This window comes from Kocuria sp. LHG3120, from assembly GCF_049897445.1.
GTDB lineage: Bacteria > Actinomycetota > Actinomycetes > Actinomycetales > Micrococcaceae > Kocuria > Kocuria rosea.
The window spans coordinates 107,478-133,379 of record NZ_JAFCWG010000004.1; the positions used below are offsets into that span (position 1 = coordinate 107,478).

Here is a 25,902-nt window from a genome sequence, read left to right on the forward strand (position 1 = left end):
CCGCCTCCTACCGGGCGTCCGGGGTCCGGGCGAAGAGATCGCCCAGGGCGTCCATGAGCACGGAGAAGGACAGCGCCCCGGGGTCCGGGGTGCCCAGGCTCTTGTCGCCCAGCACCTTTGAGCGCCCGCGGCGGGCGGTGATGTCCGCGGTGGCCTCGGCGGCCTCCCGCGCCACGGCGGCGGCCTTCTTCGTGGCGCCCGCCAGGTCGGAGGAGGTCTCGAACTCGGCCAGCAGCGCCTCGCGGAACGGCAGGGCGGCGTCGACCATGGTCTTGTCCCCCGGCTGGGCCCCGCCCAGCCGCACGACCGCGTCGATCCCGGCCACCAGGGCGGCCACCGCCTCGTCCGACCCGGCCCCGGCGGCGTCGTCGAAGACCCCGCCGGCCGCGGTCAGCGCCGCGCCCCACAGGGCACCGGAGGTGCCGCCGGCCTCCTCGGCCCAGGCGTCCCCGGCGCGCAGCAGCACGGTCCGCGCCCCGGCACCGGCCGCGGCCGCGTCCCGGGCGGCCGCCAGCGCGCCCCGGGTCCCGTAGGCCATGCCCTGGCCGTGGTCGCCGTCGCCGGCGATGGCGTCCAGCTTGCCGAAGTGCTCCTCGTGCTCGGCCGCGGTCGCCTCCAGCACCGCCAGGGCCGCCACGACCCGCTCGGCCGCCGACCGGGACTCCGCGGTGGCCTCGGGCACCTCCTCCGCGCCGGGGGTGTGCACCCCGGTCCGCGCCGGCCGCCCGGCCGTGTCCGGGGCACCCCGGCGGAACGCCGGGGTGTCGGCCGGGGCCAGCCAGTAGCGCTCGAGCTCCTCGTCGAGGAACACCACGGTCAGCGAGCACCCTGCCATGTCCAGGCTGGTGACGTGCTCCCCGACCTCCGGGGCCACCACGGTGAGTCCCTTCTCGGCCAGCCGGGCGGCCACCCGGGCGTAGACCACGAACAGCTCCTCGTACTTGACCGTGCCCAGACCGTTGACGAGCACCGCCACCCGCCCCTGGTAGCCGCCCTCGGTCCGCTCGGGCTCCTCCTCCAGCACACCGTCCAGCAGGAGGTCGGCGACCTCGTCGGCGGTGCCCATCGGCACCTCGCGCACGCCGGGCTCGCCGTGGATCCCGAGCCCGATCGCCATCTCCCCGGCCGGCACGTGGAACAGCGCCTCCCCGGCACCGGGCAGGGTGCAGCCCTCGAAGGCCACCCCGAAGGACCGGGTCGCGTCGTTGGCCTTCCACGCCACCCGCTCGGCCTCGTCCAGATCGGCCCCGGCCTCGATCGCCGCCCCGGCGATCTTGAACACCGGCAGGTCCCCGGCGATGCCGCGGCGCTCACGGTGGGCCCCGGCCGGACCCGAGGCGATGTCGTCGGAGACCCGGATGATCCGCACGTCTACGCCCTCGGCGCGCAGCTTCTCCGCGGCCTGCCCGAAGTGCAGCACGTCCCCGGCGTAGTTGCCGAAGCCCAGGACCACGCCCCCGCCGTTCTCCGCCGAGCGCGCCACGGAGTACACCTGGGAGGCCGAGGGCGAGGAGAAGATGTTGCCGCACGGGGCGCCGTGGCCCATCCCCGGCCCGATCCACCCGGCGAACGCCGGGTAGTGCCCCGACCCCCCGCCGATCACCAGCGCCGGCTGACCCGCCGGCGTCTCGGAGGCGCGCACCACCCCGCCGTGGGCGGCCACCACGTGCTCGGGATGGGCGGCCACATAGCCCCGCAGCGCGTCGGACGCGAACTCCGCAGGATCGTTCACAAGAAAAGTCATCGTTCCAGCCTCGTGGTCTCGGAAGGGTGGCCGGGCGGAGCGGCGATCGACGTCGAGCGCCGCTCCGGCCGGCGGGGTGTGCGGTGGCGCCAGCTCAGCCGGCGGGGGCGGACGCGCCGCCCTGCTGGGCGGTCTCCTCGTCGACCGGGCTGGGGCCCAGGTCGTCCAGGAGCTGCCCCATGGCCACGTACGCCTTGTTGCGGTACGCGACGAGGTCGTTCGAGCGCTCGGCGGGGATCTGCAGGAAGCCGGCGCCGGACTTGGTGCCGAGCTTCCCGGCGTCGACGAGGTCCTGGAGCGCCTTGGGCGTGGCGAAGCGCTCGGGGAAGGAGGTCTGCAGGGAGGCGTAGCAGAAGGAGTAGACGTCCAGTCCAGCCATGTCCGCGATCGCGAAGGGGCCGAAGAACGGCAGCCTGAAGCCGAAGGTGGTGCGCACCAGCGTGTCGACGTCCTCGGCGGTGGCGATGCCCTCCTCGACCAGCTGGGCGGCCTCGTGGAAGAGGGCGTACTGCAGGCGGTTGAGCACGAAACCGGTGACGTCCTTGACCACGGCGGACTTCTTGCCGGTCAGCTCGACGATCTCCTGGGCCGCCGCGACCGTCTCGGGCGTGGTGGTCGCGTGCGGGATGACCTCGACGCCGGGGATGAACGGCGCGGGGTTGGAGAAGTGCACCCCGAGGAAACGGCCCGGGTTCTCGACGACCTCGGCGAGCTGGGCGATGGAGATGGTGGAGGTGTTGGAGCCGATCACGGCGTCCGCCGGAGCGGCGTCGCTGATCCGGCGCAGGGTGCCGTGCTTGATGTCGAGCTTCTCCGGGACGGCCTCCTCCACGTAGGAGGCGTCCGCGACGGCCTCCTCGATGCTGGGAGCGGCCCACAGGTTCTCCCGCAGGCGCTCGACCGCGTCCGCCGGGAAGAGCCCGTCGGCGACGAACTGCTCCGCCTCCCCGAGCAGGCGCTCGAGGTTCTTCTCGGCGATCTCCTGCGAGATGTCGGCGAGCGCGACCCGCGCGCCGCCGAGGGCGAGCACCTGGGCGATGCCCCCGCCCATGTATCCCGAACCGACTACTGCTACCGAGCGCTGAGCCATGATCCCCATCTCCTCTGATGTGCACATGTTCTGTCCGTGGGACACGGCGGCATCGGAGCGCGGGTCGCGAGCGACCGCGGGAACCGGATCAGGTCTTCGCCGTGTTTCCTATAGGATCCACGGACCGGAGTGTGGTGTCAACCACACCGGGAGGTGTCGAGGGGTGCGGGAGGGGCCTCAGGCGCTCTCGCTCCGGGCGTCCTGGCCGGCGCTCTCGTGCTCGTGGATGGCCCGCTCCCGCACGCCGCAGATGTGCCCGGCCATGGCGATCCGCGCGGCCGCGGGGTCGCCGCGGCGCAGCGCCTGGAGGATCCGCGCGTGCTCCTCGATGGCGCTCCGCGCGTCCTGCACCCCCAGTCCGCTGAAGAGCCGGAACCGGTGCACGTGCCCGCCGAGGGACTCGTAGGCGCCGAGGACGAACTTGTTGCCGGCCTGCTCCGCGATGAGCCGGTGAAAGCGCTCGTCCGCTTCCCAGTAGGAGCGGTAGTCGGAGAAGTGGGGCCCGTTCGGCGCCTCGCGGAGGTCGTCGATGGACCGCTCGAGGGACTCCAGGAAGGTTGCGTCCGCGCGGCCGCACGCCAGTTCGGCGTTGTACGGCTCGATGAGCAGGCGCGCGTCCATGAGGTCCAGCAGCTCCTCGTGCGTGAGCAGGGGTGCCACGCGGTAGCCGCGCAGCGCGGCGCGGACCACCATGTTCGTGGACTCCAGCCGCGCCAGGGCCTCCCGGACCGGGGTCGGCGAGACGCCCAGCGCGCGCGCCGTGCCGTCGATGCTGATGGGGTCCCCGGACTTCAGGTCACCGTCCATGAGGCGCGCGAGGATCTCCTTGTAGACCTGGTCCGCGAGGATGCTGCGCTGCACCCACGTCCCGCCCGGAACAGTCGTGTCCATGCCGATTTCCTCACTCGCGTCCGCCGTAACAGGCATTGTCCCACGCAGTAGCGGGCGCGGAGGGCGGCCGGACCGCTCCGGACGACGCCCCACCCACTGGACAGTCCACCAATATCCTATAGGGTATTGGCCAATGGCCCGTCGAATGTGGTCCACGCCACAGCACAGGGTGGCCCGCCCGCGTTCTGATCAAAGGTGATTCAGCTATGCACATCCTTCTTCCCGCCGCCACGGCGGACGCGCTCGTCCTGGCGGAGAGGCCCACGTGGGCCCTGCTCGCCATCGCGGTCGCGGCCATCGCCGCGCTGCTCTTCCTGATCATCAAGCTCCGCGTCCACGCGTTCTTCTCCCTGATCATCATCAGCCTGCTCACGGCGCTGGCCGCCGGCATCGGCGTGGCCGACGTCGTGGGCGTGGTGGTCGCGGGGTTCAGCACCACCGTGGGCAACGTGGCCCTGCTCGTGGGCTTCGGCGCGGTGCTCGGCCGCCTGGTCCAGGTCTCGGGCGGCGCCCAGGTGCTCGCCGACGCGATGCTGCGGCGGTTCGGGGAGAAGCGGGCCCCGCTCGCCCTGGCGGTGGCCTCCCTCTTCTACGCGTTCCCGATCTTCCTCGACGCCGGCTTCATCGTGATGCTGCCGATCATCTACACGGTGGCGCGGCGTCTGGGCGGTTCCTTCATGCTCTACGTGCTGCCCTCCATCGGCGCCTTCCTGATGATGCACGCCCTCACCCCGCCGCACCCGGGCCCCACCGCCGCCGCCACGGTGATGGGCGCCGACGTCGGGATGGTCGTGCTCGTCTCGCTCCTGGTCGGCCTGCCCACGTGGTACCTCGCCGGCTACCGGCTCAGCCTGGTCATCGCCAAGCGCTACCCGGACATGCCCGTGCCGAACCTCCTGGGCGAGGTGGAGCTCGAGGACGACATGCCCCGGCCCGGCTTCTGGACGATCATCTTCGTCCTGCTGCTGCCGCTCGTGCTGATCTTCTTCAACACGCTGTTCACCACGCTGGAGGCCAGCGGGTCCGTGGGCGAGGACAACGTCCTGTTCCGCCTGTCCCGGCTCATCGGCAACACCCCGATCGCGCTGCTGATCGCCACGCTGTTCGCGATGTACCTGCTGTACCTGCGGCCGCGGCGCGGCCGCGGCTCGATCGGCGGCGCCCTGGAGGACCTGGTCGACCACGCCCTCGCCCCGGTCTGCTCGATCATCCTCATCACGGGCGCCGGCGGCGCCTTCGGCCGGGTGCTCACCGAGACCGGGATCGGCGGCACCATCGCCGGCGGCCTGGACGCGATGGGGCTCCCGGTGATCCTGGCCGGCTTCCTCGTGGCGATCGCCTTCCGCGTGGCCCAGGGCTCGGCCACCGTGGCCGCGACCACGGCAGGCTCCATCATGGCGCCCGCCGTCGCGGAGCTGGGCCTGTCCGGCGTCGGGCTGGCCGCCATCGTCGTCGGCATCGCGGCGGGCTCCATCACCTTCTCGCACGTCAACGACTCGGGCTTCTGGCTCATCGGCAAGTTCTGCGGCTTCGACACCCTGACCACGCTGAAGACCTGGTCGGTGGTCGGCACCGCGATCGGCTTCATGGCCTTCGCCCTGGCCTGGGTCGTCTACGCCCTGGCCGCGTGAGCCGGCAACCGGCACCACGCCCCGCATTTGATCGCCCCGCATTTGATCGCCCCGAAGGAGTTCTCATGACCGATGGACAGTTCCCCGCGCACCGGACGGCGGTGGTCACCGGCGCCGGGGCCGAGCGCGGCATCGGCCGCCACGTCGCCCGCCGCCTGGCACGGGAGAGGTGGGCCCTGGCGGTGCTGGACGTCGACGCCGACGGCGTCCGCTCCTTCGCCGCCGAGCTCGCCGGACGGACGGAGAGCCCGGTGCGCGGCATCCCGGTCGACGTCGCCGACCCCGCCTCCGTGGACGCCGCGTTCGAGGAGATCGACGCCCACCTGCCGCCCGTGCTCGCCGAGGTGAACCTCGCCGGCATCGCCAGCCCCCACTCCTTCTTCGAGCTCACGAGGGACGTCTGGACCCGGGTCATGGACGTCAACGCCACGGGCACGCTGCTCATGATGCAGGCGGCGGCCCGGCGCATGGTCGAGGGCGGCCACGGCGGCCGGATCGTCAACACGTCCTCGATCACCGCCTACGACGGCGGCGGGACGTTCTCGAAGACCGGGTACGCCGCGGCGAAGGCCGCGGTCCTCGGTCTGACCCGCGGCGGCGCCCGGGAGCTGGGGGCGCACGGGATCACCTGCAACGCGCTCGTCCCGGGCCCCATCGACACGGACATCATGGGCGGGGCGCTCACCGAGGACCGCAAGTCCGCCATGTCCGCGGGCATCCCCGCCGGCCGCGTCGGGCAGCCGGAGGACGTGGCCGCCCTCGTCGCCTTCCTGACCAGCCACGAGGCGGGGTTCGTCAACGGCGCCTCGTACTTCATCGACGGCGGCAAGCACATGGTGTGAGCCCGCGCCGCCCCGAGCACCGGTGCCACCGCGCACCCCGGACACCACCCAGCACGGCGCCCGACGAGGCGCCCGACAAGGAGAGAACCATGCCGCACACCCCCGAGACCTGGCCGATCGGCGCCGCCCTGCTGAACTTCACCGGCACCACCGCCGACGGCCGCGACCGCACCACCGCCGGCCCCGAGGCCTGGAAGCAGACGCTGCGCGAGGTCCGCCTCGCGGGCTTCGACCACGTCGACCTCACCGACTCCTGGGTCCGGCCCGCCGACCTCGACACCGACGGCCGCCGCCGGCTGCTCGAGACGGCCCGCTCCTACGACCTCGCCTTCAGCGACATCGCCGTGACCCGCAAGAGCGTGATCACCCCGGACGAGGACCGGGCCCGGGAGAACATGGCCTACACGAAGCGGACCATCGACGCCGCGGCGGACCTCGAGGTGCCCATGGTGTGCCTGGGGCTGCACGACCCGTTCACCGAGCCGCAGAAGCAGGCCACCTGGTTCTGGCTCGCGGAGGGCGCCGAGGACGAGGAGACCCCGGAGAACCGGGAGAAGGCCGCCGCCCGCTTCCGCGAGCTCGGCGAGTACGCCGCCGAGCGGGGGGTCAGCGTGTCGCTGGAGATGTACGAGGGCACCTTCCTCGGCACCGCCGACAGCTCGGTGCAGCTCGTCACCGCCGTGGACCTGCCCAACGTGGGGCTGTGCCCCGACATCGGCAACATCGTCCGCCTGCACCGGGAGGTCGAGGACTGGCGAGAGATGCTGACCAAGATGCTCCCCCACACCAACTACTGGCAGCTCAAGAACTACTTCCGGGACCACGACCCCGCGACCGGTTCCTACGCCTCGGCGCCGGCGCCGCTGGCCCTCGGCTTCATCGACTACCGCGAGGCCATCGGCATGGCCCTGGAGGCCGGCTTCGACGGCCCCATGTGCGTGGAGCACTACGGCGGCGACGGCCTCACGGTGACGGCGATGAACCGGGACTACATCCGGGGGATCCTCGCGGCCAAGCTCCCAGAGGCATGATCCCCGGCAGGACGGACGGAACGGCCCCGGCGCTGCGGCGCAGGGGCCGTTCCGTCGTCGGCGCCGGGCACCGTGACGACGCCGGGCACCGTCCCCGCACCCGCTGACGCAGGGAGCCCCGGGCGCGCTCGCTCTCGGCCGAAAACTCTTCAGCTCACTTACCTTTTGCCGGGACACCCCGTAGCGTGGGCCGGGCACGTCATCCGAGCAGCACCCCAGCGAGAAGAAGGAGCACCAGCATGCGAAGGATCCTGTTCATGGTCGGCACCGCGGTCTTCGGCCGCATCATGGCGAAGCGGCGCGAGAACAAGGCCGGCGGCCGCTAGTACCGGAAGCGCCACTCGGTGCGGGAGCGGTAGGTCTGCCCCGGGCGCAGCACCGGGTCGGAGAGCTCCGGCCGGTTCGGCGAGTCCGGGTGGTACTGGGGCTCCAGGGCGATCCCCGCTCCCCGCGGATAGGTGCGCCCGCCGGTGCCGGTGATGGTGCCGTCCAGGGCGTTGCCCGTGTACACCTGCAGGGCCGGCTGGTCGGTCCACAGTTCCACGGACCGCCCGCTCGCCGGGTGCTCCAGCCGGGCGGCGGCGCGCAGCCCGGTGCCGCGCAGGTGGAAGGAGTGGTCGATCCCGCCCACGGCCGCGATCTGCGGGTGCTCCGCCCGCACCCGGTCCCCGAGCCGGGCGGGGGCGGTGAGGTCCAGCGGCGTCCCGCGCACGGCGGCGAGGCCGTCCAGCGGCACCCCGTCCCGGCCGACCGGCAGGTACCGGTCGGCCTCGACGGTGAGCGTGTGGTCGTCGACCGTCCCCGACCCCTCCCCGGCGAGGTTGAGGTAGACGTGGCTCGCGGGCCCGACCACGGTCGGGGCGTCGGTGCGGGCCTCCAGGTCCAGAGCGAGGACGTCGTCCGTGACGGCGTACCGGGCCCGGAGGACCACTTCGCTGGGAAAGCCCTGGTCACCGTCCGGGCTGACCAGCTCCAGCACCAGGACGTCGCGGCTCGCGGAGACCGTCCGCCAGGTGCGGCGGTGGAATCCGTCGGGGCCGCCGTGCAGGGTGTTGCCGCCCTCGTTGGCCGCCAGTTCCACGGTGGTCCCGTCGAGGTCGAAGCGGGCCCCGGCGATCCGGTTGGCGCAGCGGCCGACCACCGCCCCCAGGAAGGCCTCCGGGGGTGCCGCGCAGCCGGCGGCGTCCGGGTGGCCCAGCACCACGTTGGTGCCGGGGCCCCCGGCCGGGCCGGGCAGGTGCAGGGCCTGGACCGCGGCGCCGAGGTCGAGCACGCGCAGGCTCAGCCCGCCCGGGGTAGCGAGGGTGTGCGCGGTGACCTCCCGACCGTCGGGCAGCGTCCCGAAGAACCGCGGGGCGGGCGCGGTCATTTGAGCGCGTTCGAGGCGCGGCGCTTGTTGAACACGTCGAACCCGACCGCCAGCAGGAGCACCAGGCCCTTGATGAACTGCTGGTAGTCGATGCCCACGCCCATGAGGGACATGCCGTTGTTGAGCACGCCCATGATCAGACCGCCGGTGATGGCGCCGATGATGGTGCCCACGCCACCGGTCACGGCGGCGCCGCCGATGAAGGCCGCGGCGATCGCGTCCAGCTCGAACAGGTTTCCGGCGCCCGGCCCGGCGGAGTTGAGCCGGCCGGTGAACACCAGCCCGGCCAGCGCGGCCAGCACGCCCATGTTGACGAAGAGCAGGAAGTCGACGCGCTTGGTGTTCACACCGGACAGCTGGGCTGCCTGGAGGTTGCCGCCGCGGGCGTACACGTGGCGGCCGAACACCGTCCGGTTCATGACGGCGCTGTAGGCGACCACCAGCACGCCGAGGACCACGAGCACGATCGGCGTCCCGCCGCGCGAGCTGGCCAGCAGGAAGGTGAGCGCGAGGATGACGACGACGCCGAAGACCAGCCGCGTGAGGAACCAGGCGCGCGGCTCGTCCTCGAGGTGGAGCTTCGCGCGGTTGGCCCGGCCCCGGAGCTGGCTCAGCACGAGCATGGCCGTGGCGATCAGGCCGATGCCCACCGTGGTCCAGTCCAGGATGTTGGTCGCCGGCGGGAACAGCCCCGGGAAGAGGGAGCCGCCGCCGAGCTGGCGGTACTCCGGCGGGAAGCCGGTGATCCGCTGGTTCTCGAGCACGATCTGCGTCAGACCGCGGAAGACGAGCATGCCGGCGAGGGTCACGATGAAGGCGGGGATCCCGATGTAGGCCACCCAGAAGCCCTGCCAGGCGCCCACGAGCGCGCCGACCGCGAGGGCGGCGAGGAGGGCCACCCACCACGGCAGGCTCCAGTCCCGGATCATGATCCCGGACATGGCGCCCACGAACGCGGCCACCGAGCCGACCGAGAGGTCGATGTGCCCGGCCACGATGATCATGACCATGCCGATCGCCAGCAGCAGGATGTAGCTGTTCTGGACGATGATGTTGTAGACGTTGTCCGGTTGCAGCAGCGCGCCGCCGGTCAGGGCCTGGAACAGCGTGACGATCACCAGCAGGGCCAGGAAGATGCCGATCTGGCGGAGCCGGCTCATGAGGAACCGGCCGGCGCCCGCCACGGTGGAGGCCTTCTGCGGGCCCCGGCTGTCGAGAGCCCGGTCCTCGTCGACGAGGGTGGAAGCCATGGGTCAGTCCTTTTCCTTGGTCATGTGCTGCATGAGTCGTTCGGGGGTGGCCTCGGCGATGGGCACCTCGGCGGTGATCCGGCCCTCGGCGAGCGTGTAGATCCGGTCGCAGATCCCCAGCAGCTCGGGCAGCTCGGAGGAGATGACCAGCACCGCCTTCCCCTGCGCGGCCAGCCTGTTGATGATCGTGTAGATCTCGTACTTCGCCCCCACGTCGATGCCGCGGGTGGGCTCGTCGAGGATGAGCACGTCGGGGTCGGCGAACATCCACTTGGACAGGACGACCTTCTGCTGGTTGCCGCCGGAGAGCTTGCCGGTGATCGAGGACACCGAGGGCGCCTTGATGTTCATGCTGGTGCGGTAGTCCTGCGCCATGAGCGTCTCGCGCCCGCCGTCGACCCAGCCCGCGGACGTGAGCTTGCCCAGCGCCGCCGAGGAGATGTTCCGCTTGATGTCGTCGATCAGGTTGAGCCCGTAGCGCTTGCGGTCCTCCGTGGCGTAGGCGATGCCGTGCCGGATCGCCTCGCTGACGGTCCGCGCCGTGATCTCCTCGCCGTTCTTGTACATCCGCCCGGTGATGTTGGACCCGTAGCTGCGCCCGAAGATGCTCATGGCCAGCTCCGTGCGCCCGGCGCCCATCAGCCCGGCGATGCCCACGATCTCGCCCGCCCGCACGGACAGGTGCGCGTTGTCCACCACCACCCGCAAGTGCTCCCGGGGGTGGTGCACGGTCCAGTCCTCGACGCGGAGCACCTCCGCGCCGATGTCGGGGACCCGCTCGGGGTACCGGTTCGTGAGCTCGCGGCCCACCATGCCCTTGATGATCCGGTCCTCGGTGACCGACCCGTCGTGCAGGCTGAGGGTCTCGATGGTCTGCCCGTCGCGCAGGATCGTCACGGAGTCGGCGATCGCCCGGATCTCGTTGAGCTTGTGGCTGATGATGATGCAGGTGATCCCGTCCTCGCGCAGCCCGCGGACCAGGCCCAGAAGGTGCGCGGAGTCCTCGTCGTTGAGGGCGGCCGTGGGCTCGTCGAGGATGAGCAGCTTCACGTCCTTGGAGAGCGCCTTCGCGATCTCCACGAGCTGCTGCTTGCCCACCCCGATGTCCCCGGCCGGGACGCTGGGGTTCACGTCGAGGCCCACGCGCCGGAGCAGGTCGGCGGCCCTGGCGTTGGTCTCGTTCCAGTTGATGAACCCGCGGGTGGCGCGCTCGTTGCCGAGGAAGATGTTCTCGGCGACGGACAGGAACGGGGACAGGGCCAGCTCCTGGTGGATGATGACCACCCCGCTGCGCTCGCTGTCCTTGATGTCCCGGAAGGAGACGGTCTCGCCCTCCAGGACGATGTCCCCCTCGTAGGTGCCGTGCGGGTACACGCCGGACAGGACCTTCATGAGGGTGGACTTGCCGGCGCCGTTCTCCCCGCAGATCGCGTGGACCTCGCCGCGGGCGACGGCCAGGGTGACGTCCTGCAGCGCCTTGACGCCGGGGAAGGACTTGCTGATCCGGCGCATCTCCAGAACGTGCTCGCTCATGCGGGCCTCCTCGTCTCGAGCTGGTGGGTGGGTGGACGGGACGGACCGGCCGGGCGGCGGAGGGCCGCCCGGCCGGTCGCGATCACTCGAGCTCGGACGCCTCGTAGTAGCCGCTGTCCACGAGGACCTCCTGGTAGTTGTCCTTCGTGACGATCTGCGACTCGAGCAGGTAGGCGGGGACCACCTTCACGCCGTTGTCGTAGGTCTCCTCGTCGTTGACCTCGGGCTCCTCGCCCTGCATCAGGGAGTCCACCATGAGCACCGCGCGCTCGCCGAGCTCGCGGACGTCCTTGAAGATCGTGGAGTACTGCTCGTCGTTGACGATCGACTTCACGGAGCCGACCTCGGCGTCCTGGCCGGTCACCACGGGCAGCTCGTCCTGGGAGTAGCCGCCGGAGCGCAGCGCGGAGATGATGCCGATCGAGAGACCGTCGTACGGGGAGAGTACGCCGTCGAGCTGGTCGCCGCCGCCCACCGTGATGAGGTCCTCCATCCGGTCCTGGGCGGTGTCCGGCAGCCAGCGCAGGATGGCGGCCTGCTCGAACTCCGTCTGGCCGCTGGGAACGTTGAGCGTGCCGTCGTCCAGGTAGGGCTTGAGGGTGTCCATCGCGCCGTCCCAGAAGAAGGTCGCGTTGTTGTCGTCGGGGCTGCCGGCGAAGAGCTCCACGTTGAAGGGGCCCTTCTCGCCGGTGGGCTCACCGTTCTCGTCGAGGACCCCGAGGCCCGTGAGCAGCGACGTGCCCTGCTGCACGCCCACCTCGTAGTTGTCGAAGGTCGTGTAGTAGTCCACGGTGTCCGACTCGTTGATGAGGCGGTCGTAGGCGATCACGGGGATCTCCTGGGTCTCGGCCGTGTCGAGCACGCTGGTCAGCGTGGTGCCGTCGATCGAGGCGATCACCAGGGCCTTGGCCCCGCCGTTGATCATGTTCTCGATCTGGGAGATCTGGGTGGGGATGTCGTCGTTGGCGTACTGGAGGTCCACCTCGTAGCCGAGCTCCTCGAGCTGCGCCTTGACGTTCTCACCGTCGGCGATCCAGCGCTCGGACTGCTGCGTGGGCATCGCCACGCCGATCTTGGCGCCCTCGTTGGAGCCCGCCTCCGCGCCGCCGCCGCGGTTGCCGCCGCAGGCCGTGAGGCCCAGCGCGAGGGTCAGGGCGGTCACCCCGGTGAGGGTCTTCTTCAGGTCGATCTTCGGGGTCATGGTCGTGCCTTTCGTCGGTCCGGGCCGCACTGCCCGGTGGTGGGAGTGTTCGATCGAGGTCGGTGCTGGTGAGATCTCGTGGTGGTCGTCAGGGGTCCTGGTCATCATGGTCGTTCCGGCCGTCCCGGTCGTCCCGCTCAGAGCTTCTGGGCGAGCCGGTAGTAGGCCGCGTTCCACCGCACCTCGCGCTGGAACTCCCGCAGGGTGGTGGTGTCGTCGATGACGAGCAGCTCGGTCCGGGTCATGTCGGCGAAGTCCCGGATCACGTCGGCGCCCACCGCGGTGCTGAGGACCGTGTGGTGGGCGGCGCCGGCGGTGAGCCAGGCCGCGGCCGAGGTCGCGAGGTCGGGGTGCGGCCGCCAGACGGCCCGGGCCACGGGCAGGTTCGGGAGCGGGGCGTCCGGGGGCACGACGTCCACGGTGTTGGCGGTGAGCCGGAACCGGTCCCGCATGTCGGACATCGCCACGACCACGCCGGGGCCGGCGTCGGTGTCGAAGACCAGGCGCACGGGGTCCTCCCGTCCGCCGATGCCCAGCGGATGCACCTCGAGGGAGGGGCGCGCCGTGGTGAGGCTCGGGCAGACCTCCAGCATGTGGGCGCCGAGGATCTTTTCCTCCCCCGGCACCAGGTGGTACGTGTAGTCCTCCATGAGGGACGCGCCCCCGGGCAGCCCGGCGCCCATGACCTTGGCCGCCCGCACCAGCAGGGCCGTCTTCCAGTCGCCCTCCGCCCCGAACCCGTAGCCGCGGGCCATGAGCCGCTGCACGGCGAGGCCCGGCAGCTGGCGCAGCCCGCCGAGGTCCTCGAAGTTCGTGGTGAAGGCCCCGAAGCCGCCCTCCTCCAGGAACTGGAGCATCCCGAGCTCCTGCCGGGCCCCGTAGCGCAGGGACTCGTGGCGCTCCCCGCCGCGGCGCAGCTCGGGGGCCACGTCGTAGAGCTCCTCGTACTCGGCGACGAGCTCGTCCACGCGGTCCTCGGACTGGGCGTCCACCACGGCCACGAGGTCGTTGACGCCCCAGGTGTTCACGGAGACCCCGAACTGCAGCTCGGCCTCCGTCTTGTCGCCCTCGGTCACGGCGACGTTGCGCATGTTGTCGCCGAACCGGGCCACCCTGAGCCCCTGGACCGCCGCGCGGCCGGCGCACGCGCGCTGCCAGGAGGCGATCTGCGCGGTGACGCCGGGGGTCGAGACGTGGCCCACCACGGTCTTGCGCGGGACGTCGAGCCGGGTCTGGATGTAGCCGAACTCCCGGTCGCCGTGCGCGGCCTGGTTGAGGTTCATGAAGTCGAAGTCGATCTCGCCCCACGGCAGCTCGACGTTGATCTGGGTGTGCAGGTGGAGCAGCGGCTTGCGCAGGGCGTCGAGGCCGGTGATCCACATCTTGGCGGGGCTGAAGGTGTGCATCCAGGCGATCGCCCCGATCACGCCGTCCGCGGCGTTGAGCTCGAGGGCCGTGCGGCGGATCGAGTCCGCGTCCTTGAGCGTGGGCTTCCAGACCACCTCGACGGGCAGCCCGGCCTCGCCCAGCACGCGGACGATCTCGCGGGACTGCTCGGCCACCTGGCGCAGGGTGTCCTCGCCGTAGAGGTCCTGGCTGCCGGTGAGGAACCAGACCTCGTAGTGGTCAAGGGCGGTGGGCTGAGGATTCACGGGTGAGCGCTCCTGGGGTGGTGGGGACGGCCGCGGGCTGCTGGCCGTAGACGTTCTGGTAGCGGTCGAACAGGGAGTCGACGTGCGCGGGGTCGATGGGCAGCGGCTCGCCCAGCTGGCGGGAGAGGTGCACGGTGCGGGCCACGTCCTCGAGCATGGCCGCGGCCTTGACGGCGTCCCGGGCGTCCTTGCCGATGGTGAACGGTCCGTGGCTGAGCATGAGGACCGCGCGGGAGCGGTGGCCGGAGAGGGTCTCCACGATGCCGCGGCCGATCGAGTCGTCGCCGATGATCGCGAAGGGCCCCACGGGGATCTCCCCGCCGAACTCGTCCGCCATGGCCGTCAGGACGCAGGGGATGGCCTCGCCGCGGGCCGCCCAGGCCGTGGCGTAGGGCGAGTGGGTGTGGACCACTCCCCCGACCTCCGGCATGTGCCGGTAGACGTAGGCGTGGGCGGCGGTGTCGCTGGACGGCGAGCGCTCCGCACCGGGGGTGCCGGGGACCGGCCGGCCGTCCAGGTCGCACAGGATCTGGTTCTCCGGGCCGAGGTCGTCGTAGCTCACCCCGCTGGGCTTGATCACGAAGAGGTCCGTGCCGGGGACCCGCCCGGACACGTTGCCCGCCGTCCAGACCACCAGCCCGTAGCGGACCAGTTCGGCGTGCAGGTCCGCGACCTCGCGCCGCACGCGGGCGATCCGCTCCTCGAGCTCGGGCGTCAGGGCGTTCACGCGGAGACCTCCTGGGTGGAACGGGCGTTGCGCCGGAGCGCCTTGAGCCGGCGCATGACGTCGCTGCCGCCGCGGCCGAAGTGGTCGTGCAGCGCGGTGTAGTCCTCGTAGAGGACGGAGTAGGCCTCGGTGTGCGCGGGGTTCGGGGTGTAGGCGTTGCGCTCGAGCCGGCCCATCGCCGCGGCGGCCGTCCGGACGTCCGGGTAGGCGCCGGCGGCCACGGCCGCGTGGATGGCGGAGCCCAGGGCCGGGCCCTGGTCGCTGCCGATCACCGAGATCGGCATGCCGAGCACGTCGGCGTAGATCTGCATGAGGAACGCGTTCTTGATCAGCCCGCCGGCCGCCACGAACTCGGTGACGGGGATCCCGGAGGCGGCGAAGGCCTCCACGATCGTGCGGGTCCCGAAAGCGGTGGCCTCCAGCAGGGCGCGGTAGACCTCGTGCGGGCGGGTGGCCAGGGTGAGGCCGACGAGCAGCCCGGAGAGCTCGTGGTCCACGAGCACGGACCGGTTGCCGGACTGCCAGTCCAGGGCCAGGAGCCCGTGCGCGCCCACCGGTTCGCGGCTCGCCTGCTCGGTGAGCAGCTCGTGCACGCTCAGCCCGCGCTCGGCGGCCTCCTCCTGGAGCCGCCCCGGCACGAAGTGGGCCGTGAACCAGCCGAAGATGTCGCCCACCCCGGACTGCCCGGCCTCGTAGCCGTAGAGCCCGTCGATGATCCCACCGTCCACCACGCCGCACATCCCGGGGACCTCGCGCAGGGTGTCGGAGCTCATGACGTGGCAGGTGGAGGTGCCCATGATCGCCACCATCTGACCCGGCGCGGTGGCCCGGGCGGCGGGAGCGCTCACGTGCGCGTCGACGTTGCCCACCGCCACGGCGATGCCGGCGGGCAGGCCCGTCCACTCCGCGGCCTGGGCGCTGAGCGTGCCCGCGGCGGTGCCGAGGGCCCCGATCGGGTGGTCGACCTTGTCCTGCGCGAAGCCGGCGAACCCGGGGTTGAGGGCGCCGAGGAACTCGCGGTCGGGGTACTCGCCGTCCTGCAGGATGCCCTTGTACCCGGCGGAGCACGCGTTGCGCACGTAGCTGCCCGTCAGCTGCCAGACGATCCAGTCGGCGGCCTCCACCCAGTGGTCCATGAGGTGGTACAGCTCGGGGTCCTCCTCGAGCAGCTGCAGGCCCTTGGCGAACTCCCACTCGCTCGAGATGAGACCGCCGTAGCGGGCCAGCCAGCGCTCTCCGCGCCGGGCCGCGAGATCGTTGATGCGGTCCGCCTGGCCCTGCGCGGCGTGGTGGCGCCACAGCTTCACGTAGGCGTGCGGGCGGCCCGCCAGGCCGGGCAGCTCGTTGAGGGGTGTGCCGTCGGCCCGGACGGGGACCATGGTGCACGCGGTGAAGTCGGTGCCCACGCCCACCACGGCGCTCGGGTCCACGCCGGCGGCGCGGACGGCGGCGGGCACCGCCTGCCGCAGGACGTCCACGTAGTCGGCGGGGACCTGCAGCGCCCACTCGGGCGGCAGGGCCTCCCCCGTGGCGGCGAGCACGGTGTCCATCACGCCGTGCTCGTACTCGTGCACCGCGGAGCCCATCTCGGCGCCGTCGTGCACCCGCACGACGACGGCCCGCCCCGACAGGGTGCCGTAGTCGACGCCGATGACGTACGTGGGATCTGGGCTGGGCTGGCTCACGGAGGACCTCGTTGTCGTTCGAGCCGCACGTTCCGAAAGGGGCGGCCGCCGGCCGGCCCACCTCGGAATGTGAACGGTCACATCTGATGTTCGGGCCAACGTACCGCAGCGTGGAAGCACGTGTCCCACATCACTTGATAACAGTTTGGTAACGGCGTGGCCGGGGGTCCATCAGCCCTGGTCGGCGGCGGGCGCGGCCGTGGACTCGCGGACCACGAGCACGGGCTCCACGTCCCCCGGCCGGACCGGCTGCTCCCCCCGCAGCTCCGCGAGCAGCACGGCCATGCAGCGCCGGCCCAGCTCGGGGAAGTCCTGGCGCACCGTGGTCAGCGGCGGCAGGAAGTGCGCGGCCTCCGGGACGTCGTCGAAGCCCACCACGCTGACGTCCCCGGGCACGCCCAGCCCGGCCTCGGCGAACGCGTGCACGAGACCGAGCGCGATGTGGTCGTTGCCGCAGAAGACCGCGCTGAGCCCCCGGCGCCCGCGCAGTCCGAGCCCTGCGCGGTAGCCGGAGTCCGCGGTCCACGCCCCGGCGGGGACCACCACGGGCTCGAACCCCCAGGCGGTCATCTCCTCGCGGTAGCCCTGGCGGCGGGCGTCCGTCTCGACCCATCCCTCGGGGCCGGGGACGTGGACCACGCGGTGGTGCCCCAGCTCCAGCAGGTGGCGGGTGGCCAGCCGGGCCCCGGCCAGCTGGTCGACCGACATCCGGTGGTCCTCGCTGTGCAGGGAGTGCACGGTGACGAACGGGATCCGGATGGACAACTGCTCGATCACCTCCAGCGTGCGCGACTGCGGCGCGAGGATCACCAGCCCCTCCACCGCGTGGCCGACCATCCGGTCCAGGGCCGACTCGATGGAGGCGCGGTCCGCGTGGTCGATGTGGGCGGTGTCCACGACGTAGCCGGCCTCGTCGGCCGCCGTCTCGACCGCCCGGAGGCTGGCCGACGGGCCGTACTCGGCGCCCGAGGAGACGAGGGCGCCGATGGTCCTCGACTCGCTCGTGACCAGGGCGCGGGCGGCCCGGTTGGGCCGGAACCGCAGCTCCTCCATGGCCTGCAGCACCCGCTGCCGGGTCGAGTCGCGCAGCGCGGGGTGCCCGTTGATCACCCGGGAGACCGTCTGGTGGGAGACCCCGGCCGCGCGGGCCACGTCCCGGATGTTGGGGGCGCGCGGAGGCCGTGCGGAGTTCGCACCACCCTCAACGGTCATGGCCAGAACGGTACTGCACGGCACCGGACGGACCCAGTGGAGGGGTCCCCGGGAGGGACCTCCACCCCTCCGGTGCTTGCGCGGCGGACACGTCGCACCGCATGGTGGTCCCCGGCGCCCCCGGAACCCGGGCCGCCGTCCCCCGGGCCCCCGGGAGACCCTCCACCGATCGCGGAACGGGATTCTACGCATGGAGCAACGCACACTCGGCAGGACCGGACGGAAGGTCTCCACCGTGGGCCTGGGCACGTGGCAGCTGGGCGCGGACTGGGGGGACGTCGACCCCGCCGAGGCCACCGCCGTCCTGGAGGCCGCCGTGGAGTCGGGGGTCACGTTCTTCGACACCGCCGACGTCTACGGCGACGGCCGCAGCGAGCAGACCATCGGCGCGTTCCTGCGCGAGCGCCCCGACCTGGACATCACCGTGGCCACGAAGATGGGCCGCCGCGCGGACCAGGTCCCGGAGAACTACACCCTCGCGAACTTCCGGCAGTGGGTGGACCGCTCGCGCCGGAACCTGGGCACCGACACCCTCGACCTGGTCCAGCTGCACTGCCCGCCCACGCCGGTCTACAGCGACCAGGAGGTCTACGACGCCCTGGACACCCTGGTCCAGGAGGGCGCGATCCGCCACTACGGCGTCAGCGTGGAGCGCACCGACGAGGCGCTCGCGGCCATCGCCCGCAGGAGCACCGCCACCGTCCAGATCATCCTCAACGCCTTCCGCCTCAAGCCGCTGGACGCCGTGCTGCCGGCGGCGAAGGAGGCCGGCGTGGGGATCATCGCCCGGGTGCCGCTGGCCTCGGGCCTGCTGTCCGGGAAGTACACGGCGGACACCCGGTTCGCCGCCGACGACCACCGCAACTACAACCGCGGCGGCGAAGCCTTCGACGTCGGCGAGACGTTCTCCGGGGTGGACTTCCAGCGCGGCCTCGAGGCAGTCCGCGAGTTCGCCGAACTGCTCCCGGACGGGGTGACCACGGCGCAGGCCGCGATCGCGTGGATCATCGCCCAGGACGGCGTCAGCACCGTGATCCCCGGGGCGCGCAGCGTGGAGCAGGTCCGCGGCAACGCCTCGGCGGCGGACACCGGGGACCTGGGCCGGGAGATCGATGCCGGGGTCCGCAGGATCTACGACGCGTACTTCCGGGCGGACATCCACCCCCGCTGGTGAGCCCCTCCGGCACCTCCCCGGAAGAGCGCCGGGAGGTGCCGGCATCGTCCCGGGCGACGCCGGGGGCGGTGCCGCCCGGGGCGGCTCCAGCTCGTAGGATGGTCCGGATCCACCCGTGAAAGCGAGCCGCCCCGATGTCCCCCAGCCCCGCCGCGGACCACCCCGGCCCTGCACCTGACGGTCTCGCACGACTGACGGAGATCGACCTGGCCTCGGAGCCGATCTTCCTCATGGCCCGGGCGGCGGCGCTGGGCTCGTCGACGGCCAACCAGGGGCTTGCCCCGCTCGGGCTGAAGGTCCGCAGCTACTCCCTCCTGGCGGCGGCCTGCAGCGGCACGGGGCCGACACAGCGGGAGCTCGGCGAGCTGCTGCGGATGAAGCCCAGCCAGACCGTGGCCCTCCTCGACGAGCTGGAGCAGCGCGGTCTGGTGGAGCGGCAGGCCGACCCCCGGGATCGCCGCTCCAAGATCGTGGCCCCCACCGGTGCGGGGCGGGAGCTCTACGCCAGCGCCAAGGCGGCGGTGGACCTCGCCGCCGAGAGGTCGCTCGGGGACCTCCGGCCCCAGGACCGGGAGGACCTGGCGCGTCTGCTGCGACAGGTCGCCTTCTGACGCCCGGAGGGACGCGCACTGGGCACCTCCCATGGACTGTGACCCTTGACACACCCGGCCGGCGGGCGCAGGATCAGTTCACTAACTGAACTGTTCACTTCTGGAGGTATCTCGTGGTCCGCTCCCCCCGGTTCCGTCGCACCGCGCTCGTCCCGGTCGCCGCCCTGGCCACCGCTCTCGCCACCACCGCCGGCATCCTCCCCGCCGTGGCCGCCCCGGACGCCTCCGTCGTTGCCTCCCCCGGCACGGCCGCCTCGGCGGCCCCGACCGTGGCCACCGGAACCCTGGACAACGGTGCCGCCTGGCGGGCGGAGGTGCCGGCGGACTGGAACGGCAAGGTGGTCCTGTTCGCCCACGGCTTCCGCCCCGGGCCCGCCAACCCCGCCTGGGACGCCGGGTTCGACCCGACGGCGCAGGAACTGATCCGCCGGGGCTACGCCGTCGCGTCGTCGTCCTACGCCGCGACCGGATGGGCCCTGGAGACGGCCGTCCAGGACCAGCTGGACACCCTCGCGGCCTTCGAGCAGCGCTTCGGCGAGGCCGACCGGGTCATCGCCATGGGCCGCTCCATGGGCGGGCTCGTCACGAGTCTGATGGCGGAGGTGCCGGGGGCCGGCATCGACGGCGCCGTCAGCACCTGCGGGCTGGTGGGCGGCGGTGTGGCCCTGAACAACTACCAGCTGGATGCCGCCCACGCCGCGGCGGAGCTGCTGCTGCCGGGTCAGGACGTGCAGCTGACCGGCTTCACCGCCCCGGGCCAGTCCGACGCGACGATCACCGCGCTGCGCGAGGCCCTGGAGGAGGCCCGCGGCTCCGCGGAGGGCCGGGCCCGCATCGCCCTGGTGGCGGCCCTGCTGCACACCCCCACGGAACTGGACGGCGTGGACGCCGAGGACCCCGAGGTGCTGGCGGCCGCCCAGGCCGAACTGGTGCTGCAGACCCTGCCGACCGTCATCGAGCGCCGCCACACCATCGTCGAGGCCGCCGGCGGCGACAGCGGCTGGACCGCCGGGGTCGACTACGCCCGGCTGCTGCGCTCCTCCGACCAGCGCCACCAGGTCCGGCACCTGTACCGGCTCGCCGGCCTCGATCTCGCCGCGGACCTCGGGACGCTGAGCCGCAGCGCCGACATCACCCCGGACGAGGACGGCCTGGAGTGGATGCTGCGGACCTCGACGCCCACCGGCGAGCTGCAGGTCCCCGTGCTGGCCACCCACACGCTGGTCGACCTGCTGGCCCCGGTCGAGTACCAGGAGGAGTACGCCGAGACGGTCCGCCGGGCCGGCGAGCAGTCCCTGTTCCGGCAGGCCTTCGTGGACCGGGAGGGGCACTGCACCTTCACCGTCGCCGAGAACGTCGCCGCCGTCGAGGCCATGGACGAGCGCCTGGAGACGGGCCGCTGGGGATCCCTCGCCAGGACGGCCTCGCTCCAGCGCAGCGCCGAGTCCCTCGATCTCGACGGCGCAGCCTTCGTCGACCACCGACCGGACGAGTTCGTCGGCGACCGCACCTGGTACGCCGCGCCCTGATCCGGGGCCCTGCAGGATGCGGACCGGGCGGGACCCCAGGGGTTCCCGCCCGGTTCCCGCGGTCCGGCTAGGAGATCTGCAGCCCCCCGTTGATGTCGTATGTCGCCGCGGTGATGAATCCGGCGTCCTGTCCCACGAGGAACGCGAGCAGGGCCGCCATGTCCCGCACGGTGCCCACGCGGCCCACCAGGATGTCCTTGGACATGTCCGCCTTGCGCTCGTCGCTCAGCGTGCCGCCCATGATGTCGGTGTCCACGGGGCCGGGGGCGATGCAGTTCACGGTGATCCCGTGCTCGCCCATCTCGCGCGCCACGGCCCGGGTGAAGCCGATGATCGCAGCCTTGGACGCGCTGTAGGCCACCTTGGAGTAGGTCCCGCCGCCGCGCTGGGCGGAGATCGAGGAGACGCTGACCACGCGGCCGACCTTGCGCTCGATCATCCCGGCCAGCACGCGCTGGGTCACCATGAACGTGCCGGTCATGTTGATGGCGAAGACCCGGTCCCACGCCTCCCGGGTCTCCTGCATGAACTCCGTGGGCGAGCTGATGCCCGCGAGGTTGACGAGGGCCACGATCGGCGGGAGCTCCGCCTCGACCCGTGCGACGGACTCGTCCACGGAGGCCTGGTCGGACACGTCCGTGCGCAGCCCGAGGGCCTGCACCCCGTGCCGTCCGGCGATGTCCTGGGCGGCCTCCGCGGCGGCCTCGCCGTCGATGTCGAGGACGGCGACGTTCCAGCCCTGGCTCGCGAGCAGGTCGGCGGTGGCGCGGCCGATGCCGCGCGGGGAGGCGGCGCCGGTGAGCACGGCGGTGCGCTCGGCGGGAAAGGGAATGGTCTCGGTCATGTCAGTCGTCTCCTGTGCTGTGGGGAAAGGGTCCGGGTGCCGGGTCGGGACCGCCGGGTGCGGCCCCGCCGCCGATGTAGTGCTCGTAGTCGGCGTGGGTCTGGTCGATGTGGGCCTCCATGGCCTTGCGCGCCGTCTCGGGGTCGCGGGTGCCGATGGCCTCCAGGACGAGCCGGTGGTGCTCGATGGCGTGCCGCTGCACCTCGGGGAAGGCGGAGGTCGCCCGCCGCTCGGCGTAGAGCAGCTGGGAGAGCTGGGCCAGCAGGACGGGCACGAACGGATTGCCCGAGGCCCGGAGCACCGCGTCGTGGAAGGCCATGTCGGCGCGGGTGACCCCGTCCAGGTCCTGCGCCTCGTGCGCGCGCTCGAGGTCCCGGACCGCGGCCTCCATCGCGGCGAGGTCCTCCGGGGTGACGTGCACGGCGGCCAGCTCCGCGGAGCCGGTCTCCACCATGCGCCGCACCTCGAGCAGCCGCAGCGCCACCTGGTGGGAGGTCGTCCCCCGGGAGGCGGCCTTCAGGATCGCCTCGAGGCCGGTCCACGCGTCGGGCGGGTTCACGTAGGTCCCGAGGCCGCGCCGCACGTAGACGATGTTCTGCGCCTGGAGCGCCTTGAGGGCCTCGCGCACGGTGAGCCGGCTGACGTCGGACTCCCGGGCGATCTCCGCCTCGGGGGGCAGAGCCTCGTGCGCGCCCACCTCGCCCTCGAGGATGCGCTCGAGCAGGTCCTCGGCGACGGCCTCGACCAGCGACTTCCTAGCCATCGGCTCGCCGCCGCGCCGCGGCCCTCACGGGGGGAGCGGTGCGCACGTCGGGATCGGGGTTCACGGCGCGTACCTGCCTCTTGTCAGACGTCATATGTGTGACTAGCCTCACATGGAGCGCCGCTCTCGTCAATTCCCGCGCCCGGGCAGCAGCCCGGCCGTCCCACGTCCCCGAGGAGCCGATCACCGTGGATCTGCAACTACTCCTGGCACTCGTGCTGGGCATCGCCACCATCATCGTCCTGGTGCTGCGCACGCGCCTGGACGCGTTCGTGGCGCTGCTCATCGCCGCCCTCGTCACCGGTCTGGTCGCGGGCCAGCCGGTGCTCGACATCGTCTCGGCCATCACCACCGGCTTCGGCAACACCCTGGCCTCGATCGGCATCGTGATCGGCCTCGGCGTGGGCATCGGCAAGATCCTCGAGGTGTCGGGGGCCGCCAACGCGCTCGCCCTCGCCTTCCTCCGCGTCTTCGGCCACGGCCGCGAGCCGTGGGCGATGGGCAGCGTGGGCGCCCTGGTCTCGATCCCCGTGTTCTGCGACTCCGGCTACGTGATCATGAACCCGCTCGCCCGGTCCATCGCCCGGGTGAAGCGCGCCGGCTACGTGACCCTCGCCCTGGCGCTGGGCTGCGGCATGACGCTCACCCACCACCTCGTGCCGCCCACCCCGGGCCCCCTGGCCGTGGCCGGCATCCTCGGCGCGGACATCGGAGCGATCATCCTCGTCGGCCTGGCCTTCACCGTGCTCCTGCTGCCCGTCGTGGTCTTCTACGCCAAGTGGATCGGCCCCCAGCTCGAGCCCAAGATCGAGGAGCACGTGCGCGAGGCCGTCTACGGCACCGTTGCCACGGCCGGCGTCGGGGGCAGCTCCCGTGTCGGGAGCACGGACCTGGAGGAGGGCCCCCGGGACGGTCTCGACGACGAGGCTGCCCAGGCGCCCGCCGCGGAGCCGTCCCACGACCTCGGCGAGCCGCCGGCCGGCGCGGAGCCGCACCGGATCGGCGCGTTCGTCGGATCCCTGCCGCTGGTCATCCCGCTGCTGCTGATCATCCTCAACACGGTCACCGGCGCGATCGACCAGAACGCCCAGGGGGTCGTGGGCGGCGACGAGTACGAGCCCTCCGCCTGGGCGGTCCCGTTCGCCTTCATCGGCAACCCGGTGGTCGCGCTGATCATCGGCATGGTCCTGGCCCTCTATGTGCTCCTGCCCCGGTGGACGCCCCGGAACAAGGCACACGGCTGGTTCGCCGAGGCCGCGGCCTCGGCCGGTCTGATCCTGCTCATCACGGGCGCCGGCGGCGCGCTCGGCCAGGTGCTCCGCAGCTCCGGCGTGGGCGACGCCCTGGCCGAGGCCATCGCCTCCACCCCGCTGCCCGCGTTCCTCGTGCCGTTCCTCATCGCCACCCTCGTGCGCATCGCCCAGGGCTCCGGCACGGTGGCCATGATCACCGCGGCCTCCGTCTCGGCGCCGCTGGTGACCACCCTGGGCATCGACCCCGTCGTCGCCGCCGTGGCCTGCACGGCGGGCTCCATGGTGTTCAGCTACTTCAACGACTCCTACTTCTGGGTGGTCACCCGCTTCACCGGGCTGGAGGGCACGGACGCGCTGAAGGGCTGGTCCGGGATCACCACCGCCGTCTGGGCCGGGTCCATCCCGCTGCTGTTCGTCCTCAACCTCATCCTGGGCTGACCGCGGCAGGACGACGACAGGTCTCCGGCACAGGACCGGACAGCACCGGTCGGGACGGGGCGGCGTGCCGGGGCACGCCGCCCCGTCTACGCTGTCCGGAGATCCTCCCTCCCGCGTCCTGAAAGGGTGTGCCGTGCTCACCAACGCGTCATCGGCCACGGGCCGGCGAGCCCGCCTCGGCTTCGGCTTCCTCGGCGTGGTGCTGATCGCGGTCAACCTGCGGGTCGGCTTCGTGACCGTGGGGCCGCTGCTCGAGGAGATCAGCCGCGACCTCGGCATCTCGGCGGGCCAGGCCGGGCTGCTGACCGGGCTGCCGCTGGCCATGTTCGCCCTGTTCTCCCCCGTGGCCCCGGCGGTGGCCGCCCGGACCGGCCTGGACCGGGCCCTGTGGCTGTCGCTGCTGCTGCTCGCGGCCGGGATCGCCGGCCGTTCCGCCCCGGTGGAGGGCGCCGTGTGGGTGGGCACGGCGGTGATCGGCATCGGCATCGCGTTCCTCAACGTGCTGCTGCCCTCGTTGGTGAAGCGGGAGTTCCCGCTGCGCGTGAGCCAGGTGACCGGCGTGTACACGTCGATCCAGGGCGCGGTGGCCGCGGCCGGCTCGGCGCTGGTGGTCCCGATCGCCCACGCCGGGCCGGCGGGCTGGCGCCTGGCCCTGGCGGTGTGGGCGGTGCCGGCCGTCGTGGCGCTGGTGGTGCTCTCGCCCGGGCTGCGGACCGGGAGCTCCGGGCCGGCGGTCCCCGCGGCGGAGCCGGGCCCCTACCGGTCCCCGTGGCGGTCGGCGCTGGGCTGGCAGGTCACCCTGTTCATGGGCCTGCAGTCGGTGGCGTTCTACGTGCTCATGGCGTGGCTGCCGAGCATCGAGCGCAGCCACGGCGTCTCGGCGACCGCCGCGGGCACGCACATGGCGCTGTTCCTGCTGATCGGGATGGGCGCCAGCCTGGGCACCGGGGCGCTCATGCACCGGCTGGGCGACCAGCGGCCCGTGGCCTTCGCGGGCAGCGTCCTGGCCCTGGCCACCTTCGCGGGGCTGGCCGCCGCGCCGGAGCTGACGCTGCTGTGGATCGTGCTCGGATCGATCGGCTGCGGCAGTCTCATCGTCGTCGCGCTGTCCCTGTTCAGCCTCCGGTCCACCGACCACCGCCAGGCGGCGGCCCTGTCCGGGATGGCCCAGTCCGTGGGCTACGCGCTGGCCGCGATCGCCCCCGCCGTCTTCGGCGCCCTCTACGACGCCGGAGGGCGGTGGGAGCCGCCGCTGCTGCTCATGGCGGGTCTCATGGCGGTGCTGTGCGTCGTGGCCCTCTTCGCCGGCCGCGACCGCGTCATCGGGCCGGACCGCTGAGCGGTCCGCGCCGCCCGTCACGGCGGAACGCCGCCCGGCCGCGGCGGCCGGGCGGCGTTCCGGTGGGGACTGCCGGGCGCCCGAGGGGCGCCG

The 25,902-nt window shown here is 72.5% G+C and carries 21 protein-coding genes; 8 read left to right on the top strand and 13 right to left on the bottom strand.

What is annotated here, in order from left to right; all coding sequences use genetic code 11:
- Positions 1-7 precede the first annotated feature (7 nt).
- From ACP7CD_RS09425 to ACP7CD_RS09435, 3 genes are all read right to left on the bottom strand, one after another.
- On the bottom strand, positions 8-1,744 hold the full coding sequence (locus ACP7CD_RS09425) for a dihydroxyacetone kinase family protein (protein ID WP_426120059.1): 1,737 nt from the start codon (positions 1,742-1,744) through the stop codon (positions 8-10).
- A 94-nt stretch (positions 1,745-1,838) separates the two neighbouring features.
- A complete protein-coding gene (locus ACP7CD_RS09430) occupies positions 1,839-2,834 on the bottom strand; it encodes a 3-hydroxyacyl-CoA dehydrogenase family protein (protein WP_115163651.1) in 996 nt (331 codons plus the stop codon).
- A gap of 177 nt (positions 2,835-3,011) precedes the next feature.
- Positions 3,012-3,725: a GntR family transcriptional regulator gene (locus ACP7CD_RS09435; RefSeq protein WP_017833597.1), complete on the bottom strand. Its 714-nt coding sequence runs from the start codon at positions 3,723-3,725 to the stop codon at positions 3,012-3,014.
- 206 nt (positions 3,726-3,931) lie between these two features.
- Here ACP7CD_RS09435 and ACP7CD_RS09440 point away from each other — a divergent pair, with 206 nt between their 5' ends.
- The 3 genes from ACP7CD_RS09440 (at position 3,932) to ACP7CD_RS09450 (ending at position 7,229) form a co-directional block, all read left to right on the top strand.
- Entirely contained in the window at positions 3,932-5,356 is a 1,425-nt protein-coding gene (locus ACP7CD_RS09440) for a GntP family permease (protein WP_017833598.1), read from the top strand.
- 65 nt (positions 5,357-5,421) lie between these two features.
- Positions 5,422-6,198 (top strand): SDR family NAD(P)-dependent oxidoreductase, encoded by a 777-nt coding sequence (locus tag ACP7CD_RS09445; protein ID WP_426120060.1) that lies wholly within the window; start codon positions 5,422-5,424, stop codon positions 6,196-6,198.
- Between the two features lie 89 nt (positions 6,199-6,287).
- A complete protein-coding gene (locus tag ACP7CD_RS09450; protein ID WP_115163405.1) occupies positions 6,288-7,229 on the top strand; it encodes a sugar phosphate isomerase/epimerase family protein in 942 nt (313 codons plus the stop codon).
- Between the two features lie 322 nt (positions 7,230-7,551).
- Here ACP7CD_RS09450 and ACP7CD_RS09455 read toward each other — a convergent pair whose 3' ends face one another.
- The 8 genes from ACP7CD_RS09455 to ACP7CD_RS09490 all read right to left on the bottom strand — a co-directional run bounded on the left by ACP7CD_RS09455 (position 7,552) and on the right by ACP7CD_RS09490 (position 17,858).
- Complete coding sequence (locus ACP7CD_RS09455) at positions 7,552-8,598, bottom strand: aldose epimerase family protein (RefSeq protein ID WP_426120061.1); 1,047 nt, start codon at positions 8,596-8,598, stop codon at positions 7,552-7,554.
- Complete coding sequence (gene mmsB / locus ACP7CD_RS09460) at positions 8,595-9,758, bottom strand: multiple monosaccharide ABC transporter permease (protein WP_095650319.1); 1,164 nt, start codon at positions 9,756-9,758, stop codon at positions 8,595-8,597. The genes ACP7CD_RS09455 and mmsB overlap by 4 nt, the downstream gene beginning before the upstream one ends.
- A gap of 93 nt (positions 9,759-9,851) precedes the next feature.
- On the bottom strand, positions 9,852-11,381 hold the full coding sequence (gene mmsA, locus ACP7CD_RS09465) for a multiple monosaccharide ABC transporter ATP-binding protein (protein WP_426120062.1): 1,530 nt from the start codon (positions 11,379-11,381) through the stop codon (positions 9,852-9,854).
- A gap of 82 nt (positions 11,382-11,463) precedes the next feature.
- Positions 11,464-12,582, bottom strand: a complete 1,119-nt coding sequence (chvE, locus tag ACP7CD_RS09470) for a multiple monosaccharide ABC transporter substrate-binding protein (RefSeq protein WP_017833605.1) — start codon at positions 12,580-12,582, stop codon at positions 11,464-11,466.
- 137 nt (positions 12,583-12,719) lie between these two features.
- Positions 12,720-14,234, bottom strand: a complete 1,515-nt coding sequence (araA, locus tag ACP7CD_RS09475; RefSeq protein WP_109268402.1) for an L-arabinose isomerase — start codon at positions 14,232-14,234, stop codon at positions 12,720-12,722.
- Complete coding sequence (locus ACP7CD_RS09480; RefSeq protein WP_095650197.1) at positions 14,209-14,961, bottom strand: L-ribulose-5-phosphate 4-epimerase; 753 nt, start codon at positions 14,959-14,961, stop codon at positions 14,209-14,211. Before ACP7CD_RS09480 ends, araA begins: the two co-directional genes overlap by 26 nt.
- Positions 14,958-16,646: a ribulokinase gene (araB, locus tag ACP7CD_RS09485; RefSeq protein WP_426120063.1), complete on the bottom strand. Its 1,689-nt coding sequence runs from the start codon at positions 16,644-16,646 to the stop codon at positions 14,958-14,960. The genes ACP7CD_RS09480 and araB overlap by 4 nt, the downstream gene beginning before the upstream one ends.
- Before the next feature lie 171 nt (positions 16,647-16,817).
- Complete coding sequence (locus ACP7CD_RS09490) at positions 16,818-17,858, bottom strand: LacI family DNA-binding transcriptional regulator (protein WP_109244179.1); 1,041 nt, start codon at positions 17,856-17,858, stop codon at positions 16,818-16,820.
- Positions 17,859-18,048: 190 nt separating this feature from the next.
- Here ACP7CD_RS09490 and ACP7CD_RS09495 point away from each other — a divergent pair, with 190 nt between their 5' ends.
- The 3 genes from ACP7CD_RS09495 (at position 18,049) to ACP7CD_RS09505 (ending at position 21,172) form a co-directional block, all read left to right on the top strand.
- Entirely contained in the window at positions 18,049-19,032 is a 984-nt protein-coding gene (locus ACP7CD_RS09495; protein WP_426120064.1) for an aldo/keto reductase, read from the top strand.
- A gap of 134 nt (positions 19,033-19,166) precedes the next feature.
- Complete coding sequence (locus ACP7CD_RS09500; RefSeq protein WP_035923555.1) at positions 19,167-19,643, top strand: MarR family winged helix-turn-helix transcriptional regulator; 477 nt, start codon at positions 19,167-19,169, stop codon at positions 19,641-19,643.
- A 113-nt stretch (positions 19,644-19,756) separates the two neighbouring features.
- The gene (locus tag ACP7CD_RS09505; RefSeq protein ID WP_017833612.1) at positions 19,757-21,172 is read left to right on the top strand and encodes an alpha/beta hydrolase family protein; all 1,416 of its coding nucleotides are present in this window, start codon (positions 19,757-19,759) and stop codon (positions 21,170-21,172) included.
- A 67-nt stretch (positions 21,173-21,239) separates the two neighbouring features.
- Here ACP7CD_RS09505 and ACP7CD_RS09510 read toward each other — a convergent pair whose 3' ends face one another.
- Together ACP7CD_RS09510 and ACP7CD_RS09515 are read right to left on the bottom strand one after the other, a co-directional pair.
- Positions 21,240-22,016 (bottom strand): SDR family NAD(P)-dependent oxidoreductase, encoded by a 777-nt coding sequence (locus ACP7CD_RS09510; protein WP_017833613.1) that lies wholly within the window; start codon positions 22,014-22,016, stop codon positions 21,240-21,242.
- 1 nt (position 22,017) lies between these two features.
- Positions 22,018-22,779, bottom strand: a complete 762-nt coding sequence (locus ACP7CD_RS09515) for a FadR/GntR family transcriptional regulator (RefSeq protein WP_426120065.1) — start codon at positions 22,777-22,779, stop codon at positions 22,018-22,020.
- Between the two features lie 188 nt (positions 22,780-22,967).
- On the opposite strand from ACP7CD_RS09515, the gene ACP7CD_RS09520 reads away from it, so the two are divergent.
- Positions 22,968-24,470, top strand: coding sequence for a GntP family permease (locus ACP7CD_RS09520; protein ID WP_323633229.1), 1,503 nt, complete (start codon positions 22,968-22,970; stop codon positions 24,468-24,470).
- 133 nt (positions 24,471-24,603) lie between these two features.
- Positions 24,604-25,809 (top strand): MFS transporter, encoded by a 1,206-nt coding sequence (locus tag ACP7CD_RS09525; RefSeq protein WP_272026608.1) that lies wholly within the window; start codon positions 24,604-24,606, stop codon positions 25,807-25,809.
- Positions 25,810-25,902 lie beyond the last annotated feature (93 nt).